Source organism: Ralstonia sp. TCR112 (genome assembly GCF_007997035.1).
Taxonomy (GTDB): domain Bacteria; phylum Pseudomonadota; class Gammaproteobacteria; order Burkholderiales; family Burkholderiaceae; genus Ralstonia; species Ralstonia edaphi.
Map to the genome: position 1 here is coordinate 1 of NZ_VOSS01000038.1, position 9,388 is coordinate 9,388.

Consider the following 9,388-nt stretch of genomic DNA (forward strand, 5'->3'; position numbering starts at 1 on the left):
CCGGTTCGCCAGCCCCGCCGTCAGGCCCGCCACCCCTCATCTGGCGATGAGCGGCAGGCCTCTTCAATCCCTGTGGAGGCTTCATGCCAAGTTCTCAAAGCGGGTACCGCCCCGCGTCTTATCCATCTCCACCTGAACCACCCGCGCACGCGCCCACGTCGTCTGACGCCGGTACGCTTACAAAAAACCGTACCTACTTGAACGGCGCAATCGCAGCGCAGGCGTATCTCAAGCGAACGCGCGCCTCCATGCGCAACCACGGCCAATGCCGCCCGGGCATGCTGCGTGAGGAGCTTCAGCACCTCTCCACACACGCGTTCCCGCCGGCTTTTATCAAAGGCTTTATGGATGCGATTGACGCGTACGTATCGATGTCGCTCGGAGGGCGCGATGTCGATCCGCAGACGTGGGATGTGTTGGCCGCCATAGAGCGGCGTGGCTACGGCCAATAACAACTGATTGACGCATTCCCGTGACGGGCGGGAATGCCAGAACGGCACGAATCGGGGTCCTGGGTCACCGCGCCGAAATGAAGGCGCGCGCGAGTACGCCCAAGACGACTGCAATCACTGCCCAAAACAGCCATGTCGGAATAGGCACGGGATTCTTCTCCCGGATCGGGGTGTTCAGATAGGTAAGCGCCTGGGCTTTACCGGCGATATCCCGTGACAAGAACGCTCGCCAGGTGAGTACGAGAGCGGCAACCAGAGATACCACACCGCCCATGAGTGCCACGAGCACGTAGAAGTAGAAGGAGCCGGTGTTGGCTCCGCCGCGCGTTGCGATGAATACCTCACCGAGCCGGCCTTTAAGTCGGACGGCTCCCTCGGTCCAACTCTCCAACCCATGAAGCAGCAATGCAGCTGCAAGCAGATAAAGGCACACCACCATCGCGTATGCGCGGAAGGTGGGTTTTGCTGAGGTATCGGTTTGCATGATGTTTCGGTCTTGATCGGCAGTAGGGCTCCCGCCGCGCGCTATCACTCAACGCGCTCCTCAAACTCGCTGAGCCGCCTCATGACAGCGGGATTGTCTTTGTAGCGCCGCTTCAACGCGGCAAGACGCTTGTCGGTACCTGCGCAGTAGATATCGAAGCTGTCGAGCAGATATTCCCTTCGCTCCACTTGTTCCGGGCTGTCCCCCTCGAATGGTTCTCCACGAAAGTGGTCGCAGATTTTCCGTTCTTCAATGAACGTTGTGACCTCCGGAGGGAGGCGCAGGGGTGTAAGCGCGCTTGCATGCGAGCACGCCGTCAGAAGGACAAGGCAGCCAGTCAACTTCAATGTGATGTTCATGTGAGCACAGATGCGTTGAATAGGTCTTGTGACAAGGGCGCGCGGCTTCAATGCGCCATCCGCCGGAGCGCACTGAGCCCAACGATGGCGAACAGAAGCAGGAAGGCACCAAGAAACCCCGTCAGTAATCCACCAACCATCGCGCGATTGCGGAACCACGTCGGGCCGAATGCTCGCGTCGACAAGTTGGCTTCGACCTGGCTGCGCCCTTGTGCGATATCGCCAAGGTGTCTGGCAACGGTTTCAAGGTTGGACAAGAAGCGCTCACCGCCTGTGGAATCTCCGTCGATCGTCCCGGCCCAGAGGTTCACGCGGGCATGCAGAGCCGCATCGCTCCATTCGACAGCACCTGCGTAGTGTTTCAGAAGGAGGTCGAGCGCGGAGCAAAGCTCGCTGTCTGCGGCAACGGCGTTCGCAAGATTGGGCGCTTGTTTGCCATACGCAAAAAGCCCGGGGCGGATTTCCGCCTTTGGTAGCCATGACAGCGGATTCACGAAGCGCATCTTCTCCTTCGCATAGAACCCGATGTCGACCGGCTTGGAACAGTCCACAGGAATCGTCGCGACTTCAAGTCCTCGCAGTCGCGCAATCGAGACATTGCGCTGCCTGGCCATTTCATCAATTGACTGCATGGTGTGCGGTGTGTGAACGGGCAATCTATTTGCAAAGCCTCAAACCTTCCCCACCGGCTTCAACGCCCACATCGGCAGGTAATTCATGATCGGCCGCTCAAACGTGCCGCCCTTGTCGAGAAAGGGCTTGGCCGAATCCAGCATCGGCCGGAACGTATCCAGTTGCTTGGCCGCGTCCAGGTCAGTCCACAAGCTCACGTTCGACAGCGACGATGTCGCCTCGTCCTCGCCCACATAAAACGCGACCAACCCGCGCATGGCTTCGATACCGGGCCGGAGCACGGCTTCGAGGTCGTTCATCATCTGCCGCATCTCGGCGAACTTGTCTGGCGGACACCGAAGAATCGAGACTCGGACGACTGGCTGCATTGGAAACCCCCTTCGTTGAGCTGCATGAAACACCAATGAAGAAAATGCTGAAGGCCGACGCTACTGCGCCAAAAACTTAACCACCGCACCCACCGTAGCCCGCGTCTGCTCCTCCATCAACCAATGCCCCGCATCGGGAATCACCAGTTCCTGCACGTTGGTGGCGGCGTTGCGCATGACGATGGCTTCGTTCTCTCCAAACGACTTGGCGCCCCCAATGGCGAGCACCGGCATGGGCAGCTTGGTGGCGATGGCTTTCTGGTTGTCCTCCGCGTCTTGCGGGATCGACAGGAACTGCGCAAACGCTGAATGCATGGCGCCCGGCTTGGCGTAGAGGCGGGCGTAGTGCGCGCGGGTAGCTTCGTCGATCTTGGAAGGGTCGCCGGCAAACTCATTCCAGAAGCGGTCGAGGTAGATGCGCTCGCGGCCTTTGACGAGCCGCTCGGCATCGGGGCCGCCGAACGAGAAGTGCCAGAGCTTGGGCGAGCGGACGATCTGCTCCCACGGCGGCACGCCCGGCACGGGGGCGTCCATCACGACCAGCCGCGTGGTCTTGTCCGGATAGCGCGCTGCATAGGCAAACGCGACCATGGTGCCGATGTCGTGGCCGACCACATCGGCCTGGTCGATGTTCAGCTTCGTCAGCACAGCGCGGATGTCACCGGCCTGCGTGCGCTTGTCGTAGCCGCCTTCGGGGTGCGACGACAAACCCATGCCGCGCAGATCCGGCACCACCACGGTATGCGTGCGGGCCAGCTCGGCGGCCAGCGGCGCCCACATGTCACCCGTATCGCCAAAGCCGTGCAGCAACACCACCGCCGGGCCGCTGCCGCCCACGCGCACAAACAGCGTCGCCCCGTCGGTCTGGATGTTCTGGTGCCGAAAGCCCGGCGGATACGGCTTCACCTGCGCCTGCACAAGGGGCGTCATGGCGAGCATGAGCGCGACGGCTGCAAACAGTTTTCGCATGGCTGTTCTCTTTGGGGGAGCGGGGGGCTGGCCGGGCCTGGGGGGAAGCAGCCTGCAGATCGGGCCGTACACCGTCGGAAACGCGCGACGCAAGGCCTCGTCAAGAGTAGTACGCGCCACGCGGGGCGCAAGCGTGAAGGAGAGAGTAAGGCGCGCGGGCGCCTCAGGCGTTGCGGCTGCTTTGGGTACTCGCCCGACGATTCAGGCGCGCTTACTGCTGGATTGAAACGTGCACTGCTACGTCCGGCACTCGTACCAGCCCTGCGTCTGGTTGACGATGCGCACGACAAGCAGCATGACCGGCACTTCGATCAGCACACCAACGACGGTAGCCAGCGCTGCACCGGAATGGAAACCGAACAGGCTGATCGCAGCCGCGACGGCCAGCTCGAAGAAGTTCGATGCGCCGATCAGCGCAGACGGGCAGGCGATGTTGTGCTTTTCGCCCACCGCGCGGTTGAGCCAGTAGGCCAGCGCTGAATTGAAAAACACCTGGATCAGGATCGGCACCGCCAGCAGTGCAATAACGAGCGGCTGCTTCAGGATGGCTTCGCCCTGGAAAGCAAACAGCAGCACCAGCGTTGCCAGCAGCGCCGCGATCGACCACGGGCCGATCTTCGCCATTGCAGCATCGAACGCCGATTGGCCTTTGGCGAGCAGCACCTTGCGCCAGATCTGCGCGAGGATCACCGGAATGACGATGTAGAGGACGACCGAAGTCAGCAGCGTCGCCCAGGGCACCGTGATGGCGGACATGCCCAGGAGCAGACCGACCAGCGGTGCGAAAGCAATGACCATGATGCTGTCGTTCAACGCCACCTGTGACAGCGTGAAGAGCGGATCGCCGCCCGTGAGCCGGCTCCAGACGAACACCATTGCGGTGCACGGTGCCGCAGCCAGCAGGATCAGGCCTGCGATGTAGCTGTCGAGCTGGTCCGCAGGCAGCATCGGCGCGAACAGATGGCGGATGAAGAGCCAGCCGAGAAACGCCATCGAAAACGGTTTGACGAGCCAGTTCACGACAAGCGTGACGCCGATGCCTTTGACGTGCTGGCGCACCTCATGCAATGCGCCAAAGTCCACCTTGACCAGCATCGGGATGATCATCACCCAGATCAACAGCCCGACCGGGAGGTTGACCTGTGCGTATTCCATCCGACCGATCTGTTGGAACAGGCCGGGCAGCACCTGGCCGAGCACGATGCCGGCAATGATGCAGAGGGCCACCCAGACGGTCAGGTAGCGCTCGAAGAAGTTGATGGAAGGCTTGGCGACAGCCTGTGCCGGCGGCGCTACGTTGGATGCGGTCATTGGGCGGGCTTCAGATCAGTTTTGCGAAATGCGTTCCAACGCCGTTTGCAGCTCGGCATTGCTCATGCTGCCCAGCGGCAGTGCCAGCAACTGCAACATGCGATAGCCGATGGCCTGGCGTGTCAGTTCGAAAGCCTGGCGCTTGCCTTCGTCGCCGCCCGTCGCGTTTGACGGGTCGGCATAGCCCCAATGCACTTTCACGGGACTGCTCGGCCAATACGGGCAGGTCTCGGCTGCAGCGCTGTCGCATACGGTAATGACGATGCGCATCTGCGGGGCGCCGTCCGCAACAAACTCGTCCCAGCTCTTGCTGCGGTAGCCAGTGGTGTCGATGCCTGCGTTGGTGAGGGCTTCGAGTGCGAATGGGTTGAGGCGGCCGCTCGGTGCGCTGCCGGCGCTGTAGGCGCGCACGTCTTTGCCGAGTTGTTTGGCCCAATGGTTGAGCATCCCTTCACTCAGCACGCTGCGTGCGGAGTTGTGGGTGCAGAGGATCAGGACGTTGGTGGTCATGCGTGCGCCCTTAGCAGCAGGATGAGCCGGAGCCGGACTTCACGGCAATGCCGATCGGCTTGCCCTTTGGAGCACGCGGTGCGCAGCAGGCAGAAGCCTCCGGGGCGGCTTCTTCCTTCTTGTCTTCGCTAAAGACGGGGATGTTGCTGAGCGAATGGAAGTGCTCCCAGGCGATGCCCTGCGGGTCGGTGATCCAGTGCTTGTCGCTGCGGGCATAGCAGCAGGTGGTTTCGCCTTCATCCAATAGCGCCATGTCTGCGGCTTCCGCACGGGCCTTCAGGTCGGCCAGTTCGGCAGCGTCATCCACCTGGAAGCCCAGGTGGTCAACGCCCGGGGCATTGCCACGTGTGGAGATGGCGAAGTTGATGCGCGGGTCGTCCAGCATCCACTTGGCGTAGTCGGTTTCCACGCGCGTCGGCTCGGCGGCAAAGAGCTTGGAGTAGAAGGCGATGCTCTTGCTCAGGTCGTCAACGTGGAGATGGACGTGAAATCGTTTCATGGGATGCTCCTTCAGCATTTGCAGTCGGTGGCGTTCGCTTCCAGGCAGGCTTCGCCCTGACAGCAGTTGGCGGTCAGGAAGCCCAGCAGGGCGTTCATGTGGTCATACGCCGCGCGGTAGATCAGGTTGCGGCCTTCACGCTCTTGCGTTACCAGGCGTGCGGCCGTCAGTTCCTTGAGGTGAAACGACAATGTGGCGCCCGGCACGTCGAGCTGTTCGGCAATCGCACCTGGTGTCATGCCCGCAGGCCCTGCGACCACCAGCATGCGAAACACTTGGAGGCGCAGGCCATGGGCCAGCGCGGCGAGGGATCGGATAACGTCGGTTTCTTCCATATTTCCAATATATTCGAAATATAGAGCTGCAGCAAGGCGATCAGCCTGCGATATCGGGAACCACTTGGGGAGCACTTGACGCTGTTGCGCGAGAGATTGGGCGGTGGCGTTCGGTGGTTGCTCCACCCATCGCCAGCACCTGCATGCTGCTTTGCCCACAACCCAGCCACGGGCTCGATGCCCCACAGACGGTTTATAGGTTTACTTCTTTATGTATACAGATAGTAGTAGTAGATAACGGTGGATAAGTCCTGTGGATAAGCACTAAAAGCACTTTGGCATCAACGACTTGCAGAACGGACAACCGGTCGGACAGGGTGTGCTGTTGCGTGGATGAGTCCGGGGTATCGCGTCGGGCCCTGTCGACACGGTGGGAAGTTGTTCCCGTGCTGTCTGCACGCTGACCCCGGAGAACCAACACGCTTGTCCCTGGAGTTATTCACAGGCGGATGGGGAGTTATCCACAATGGCTTTTCCCCGCCCGGTTAGTGCGGGTAGTACTCCAGCTCTGCAATGCGCGCGCGGATTGCCTCCACGTTCAGCCCTTCGATATCGGGGCTCGCCACCGATCCGGCGTCTGCCCGCCACGGCGCGTTGTCGGCCGCCTTCTGGGCGTTCCGATAGGCCAGCCACGCACGTTGGGCGTTGCGGATGGCTTCGCGCGATACGGGGTCGGATTTGGCCATCACGGCTTGGTACAGCGTGTTCATCTGGCGGTCGTAGGCTTGGTAGGCGGTGTGCGTGCACTCGGTCATGCCGGCGGTGGTTTGGCCGTGGGGAGTTTTCAGGCACCGCTCCAGCGCGTCGTCGATGGGGTCGGCGGCCCAGACGGCCAGCGGCAGCAGCAGAACGGCCGCAACGGATAGGGTGCGCACGATGCCACGCAGATGCTGAGTGGCGGGATCCTGTGCGGGATGGGTCTGGCGGTTGTGCATCGGAAAGGCCATTGCGTACCTCATCTTTTTTTGGGGCGGGGTGGTTGCCATGGTAGGAAAAGTCTTCCCGTGCCGCTCTGGCCGGGCGTTAAGTGCGCCGAAGTGCGGAGAAAGCACACCAGACCGGCCCATTCCGCAGCACAATCGCGCACACGTTCACATCCGCTTGCCCAGGGGTTCATCCAATGACGCCATTTCGCGGCATCTCCGCCATCGCCTTTGCCATCGCCCTGTTGCCCGCGGCTGCGCATGCCGCCAGCTTTGACTGCGCCGCCGCGCGCACCCCAATCGAGCACGCCATCTGCAATGACGCGCAACTCTCTGCGCTGGATAGCGAACTGGCCGATGCGTACCGGGCCGCATTGAAGAAGTACGGCGCCGACACCGATGCGTTGAAAGCCGGGCAGCGCGACTGGCTGAAGCAACGCGCGCCCTCTGGCCAGATCGACGTGGCCGCGTTAAAGGAGGCGTACCGCACGCGGATTGACGAGTTGGAAGCGCAGCCCGCGTTTCCGGACCCGGGCGAGCCGGTCAATGGCCCGGTCTTCCGGCTGAACGCGATCGCCAAGCAGCACGACTTCGTGCTGCGCATGCTCGAAGCCTGCCCGGGGGACAGCAGCAAGGAGGACACGACCTGCGAAGGGCCTGCCCAATTGCTTGTCCATGACAAGGGCCAGCGCGCCGTGCGCCAGGTCATCAACCTGCCGAAGGTCTTTGTCACGCTGCCCAAGGGGAGCAAGGGGCCGCTGGTCAACTCAGCGCGCCTTTATGACTACCAGGGCGTGATCAACGTTGGGGATTTCAACTTCGATGGGCTGGAGGACTTCGGCATCCAGACCGGCAACGAAGGCAGTTACGGCGGCCCCAGCTACGACATCTATCTGTTCAATGCGCAGGCGCAGCGCTTTGTGCCCAACAGTGAGATGACTTCGCTCATCCGGTCGACACTCGGTTTCTTTGAGGTCGATGTTAAAAGCAAGCGTCTGCGGACCTTTGCGAAGGGCGGGTGCTGTTATCACGAGACCACCACGTACCGCGTCGACCACGATGTGCCGGTCGCCGTCGCGCGCTACATGGAAGAGGTGATGAGTTCCGGCGACAAGATGAAGATCACAGAGGAAACGCTCGTCAACGGCAAATGGCGCAGCAAGGTGCATTACGAACCGATGCCGAAGTGAGGCACGTCAACCGCTGCTCGCCTTTGGCGGTACGTCGCCACCGACGTCCACGCGGTGCAAGCCCGTTTTCGCCGGCCCGTGCAGCACCGCGCCATCGCAGCCGAAGCGCGAGCCGTGGCACGGGCAATCGAACGATTTTTCAAGGCTGTTCCACTGCACCAGGCACTTCAGGTGCGGGCACGCTGCGTCAAACGTATTCAGGTGGCCGCGCTCGTCCCGGAAGGCAGCCACGTGGCGGCCGTTGGCCTTGACCACGTCGCCCCCGCCCGAGGGAATGCTGTCCAGCGCTGTGGCCGCGCCGGAGCCCAGCCAGTCTGCATACTGGGCCGCGACATTGGCGTTCTCGCGCGCGTATTCGAGTGCAGCCGTCAGCGATTTGCGCGATGGGTCGTAAAGGTCGGCCCAGGCGTTGTCGCGCCGGGTGATGAGATCGCGAATCAGCACGCCGGCGATGGCGCCGTGGGTCATGCCGTTGCCTGAATCGCCGGTCACGACATAGACGTTGTGGTTGCCGGGGTTGCGTCCAATGAAGGCCACGCCATCCACCGGCTCCATCACCTGGCCGGACCAGGCAAACATGGGCTCGCCGACCACGGGAAAGCGCTCGCGCGTCCATGCGCGCAGGCGGTCCAGCCGCCGGTCGGCATCGTCTGCCTGACCGACCTTGTGGTCTTCGCCGCCAACGATCAGGAGCTGGGCGTCGGGGCCGAGGTCGCCCGCAATGCGCGCGTAGTGGTATGGGTCGAGCGTGTCCCAGAACTGGCAGACCGGCACGCTGTCGCGCGGTACCTTCATGCCCACCACGAAGGTGCGGTATGCCGCCTGCTTGGTATGCAGGGCAAACAAGTCGTTGAAGGGTGTATTGCTGGCCACGACAACGCTGTCGGCATGTATGCGTGCCCCGCCGGCCGTGCGCACGACCACAGGGCGGCCGTCCTCCACGTCCATTGCCTGCGTCTTGCCATGGATCTTGCCGCCGCGACGCTCGATGGCGTCGATGAGCCCGCGCAAGTACTTCAGCGGGTGCAATTGCCCCTGGCCCGGAAAGCGAAGTGCCGATGGCAGCGCAACGCGGCCGGTCTGAACGTCGCTCACCCGTGTGACGTCGGTCAGCCCCGCGCGGTGTGCGGCTTCCAGTTCGTCGGTCAACACCTCGTCCTCTTCCGCCGATTCGGCAAACAGGTAGCCATCCACACGGGCAAAGTCGCAGGCGATGGACTCCGCTGCGCAGATGGCCTCCATCCGTGCAACGGCTGCCGTGTGGCTTTGCGCGATCGTCCGTGCGGCGTCGCGCCCGAGATGGCGTTCGATGTTGTAGTACCGGTCATCGAACGCCGTCATCAGGTGGGCGGTCG

The 9,388-nt window shown here is 62.3% G+C and carries 13 protein-coding genes and 1 pseudogene; 2 read left to right on the plus strand and 12 right to left on the minus strand.

Going from position 1 to position 9,388, the window contains the following annotated elements; all coding sequences use genetic code 11:
- Positions 1–83: 83 nt before the first annotated feature.
- Complete coding sequence (locus FUT88_RS12735) at positions 84–452, plus strand: hypothetical protein (protein ID WP_147215586.1); 369 nt, start codon at positions 84–86, stop codon at positions 450–452.
- 64 nt (positions 453–516) lie between these two features.
- On the opposite strand, the gene FUT88_RS12740 is transcribed toward FUT88_RS12735, so the two are convergent.
- The 10 genes from FUT88_RS12740 to FUT88_RS12785 form a co-directional block, all read right to left on the minus strand.
- A complete protein-coding gene (locus FUT88_RS12740; protein WP_147215588.1) occupies positions 517–936 on the minus strand; it encodes a hypothetical protein in 420 nt (139 codons plus the stop codon).
- 44 nt (positions 937–980) lie between these two features.
- Positions 981–1,295, minus strand: a complete 315-nt coding sequence (locus FUT88_RS12745) for a hypothetical protein (RefSeq protein WP_147215590.1) — start codon at positions 1,293–1,295, stop codon at positions 981–983.
- Positions 1,296–1,342: 47 nt separating this feature from the next.
- Positions 1,343–1,927 carry a hypothetical protein gene (locus FUT88_RS12750; RefSeq protein WP_147215592.1) on the minus strand — a complete coding sequence of 195 codons (585 nt, stop codon included), beginning with the start codon at positions 1,925–1,927 and terminating at the stop codon, positions 1,343–1,345.
- A 39-nt stretch (positions 1,928–1,966) separates the two neighbouring features.
- Entirely contained in the window at positions 1,967–2,296 is a 330-nt protein-coding gene (locus tag FUT88_RS12755; RefSeq protein ID WP_147215594.1) for a hypothetical protein, read from the minus strand.
- Positions 2,297–2,356: 60 nt separating this feature from the next.
- Positions 2,357–3,265, minus strand: coding sequence for an alpha/beta fold hydrolase (locus FUT88_RS12760; RefSeq protein WP_147215596.1), 909 nt, complete (start codon positions 3,263–3,265; stop codon positions 2,357–2,359).
- 237 nt (positions 3,266–3,502) lie between these two features.
- Positions 3,503–4,576 carry an ACR3 family arsenite efflux transporter gene (arsB, locus tag FUT88_RS12765; RefSeq protein WP_147215598.1) on the minus strand — a complete coding sequence of 358 codons (1,074 nt, stop codon included), beginning with the start codon at positions 4,574–4,576 and terminating at the stop codon, positions 3,503–3,505.
- Between the two features lie 15 nt (positions 4,577–4,591).
- The gene (locus FUT88_RS12770) at positions 4,592–5,086 is read right to left on the minus strand and encodes an arsenate reductase ArsC (protein ID WP_147215600.1); all 495 of its coding nucleotides are present in this window, start codon (positions 5,084–5,086) and stop codon (positions 4,592–4,594) included.
- 10 nt (positions 5,087–5,096) lie between these two features.
- On the minus strand, positions 5,097–5,585 hold the full coding sequence (locus tag FUT88_RS12775; RefSeq protein WP_147215602.1) for an ArsI/CadI family heavy metal resistance metalloenzyme: 489 nt from the start codon (positions 5,583–5,585) through the stop codon (positions 5,097–5,099).
- Positions 5,586–5,596: 11 nt separating this feature from the next.
- The gene (locus FUT88_RS12780; protein WP_147215610.1) at positions 5,597–5,920 is read right to left on the minus strand and encodes an ArsR/SmtB family transcription factor; all 324 of its coding nucleotides are present in this window, start codon (positions 5,918–5,920) and stop codon (positions 5,597–5,599) included.
- Between the two features lie 485 nt (positions 5,921–6,405).
- Positions 6,406–6,867: a lysozyme inhibitor LprI family protein gene (locus FUT88_RS12785; RefSeq protein WP_147215604.1), complete on the minus strand. Its 462-nt coding sequence runs from the start codon at positions 6,865–6,867 to the stop codon at positions 6,406–6,408.
- 173 nt (positions 6,868–7,040) lie between these two features.
- On the opposite strand from FUT88_RS12785, the gene FUT88_RS12790 reads away from it, so the two are divergent.
- Positions 7,041–8,033 carry a lysozyme inhibitor LprI family protein gene (locus FUT88_RS12790; RefSeq protein ID WP_147215606.1) on the plus strand — a complete coding sequence of 331 codons (993 nt, stop codon included), beginning with the start codon at positions 7,041–7,043 and terminating at the stop codon, positions 8,031–8,033.
- A 6-nt stretch (positions 8,034–8,039) separates the two neighbouring features.
- Here the strand turns inward: FUT88_RS12790 and FUT88_RS27160 are convergent, their stop codons facing one another.
- Positions 8,040–8,501 (minus strand): Rieske 2Fe-2S domain-containing protein, encoded by a 462-nt coding sequence (locus FUT88_RS27160; RefSeq protein WP_410003877.1) that lies wholly within the window; start codon positions 8,499–8,501, stop codon positions 8,040–8,042.
- A gap of 18 nt (positions 8,502–8,519) precedes the next feature.
- Positions 8,520–9,374 (minus strand): annotated as a pseudogene (locus FUT88_RS27165) (NAD(P)/FAD-dependent oxidoreductase); the annotation flags it as partial.
- Positions 9,375–9,388 lie beyond the last annotated feature (14 nt).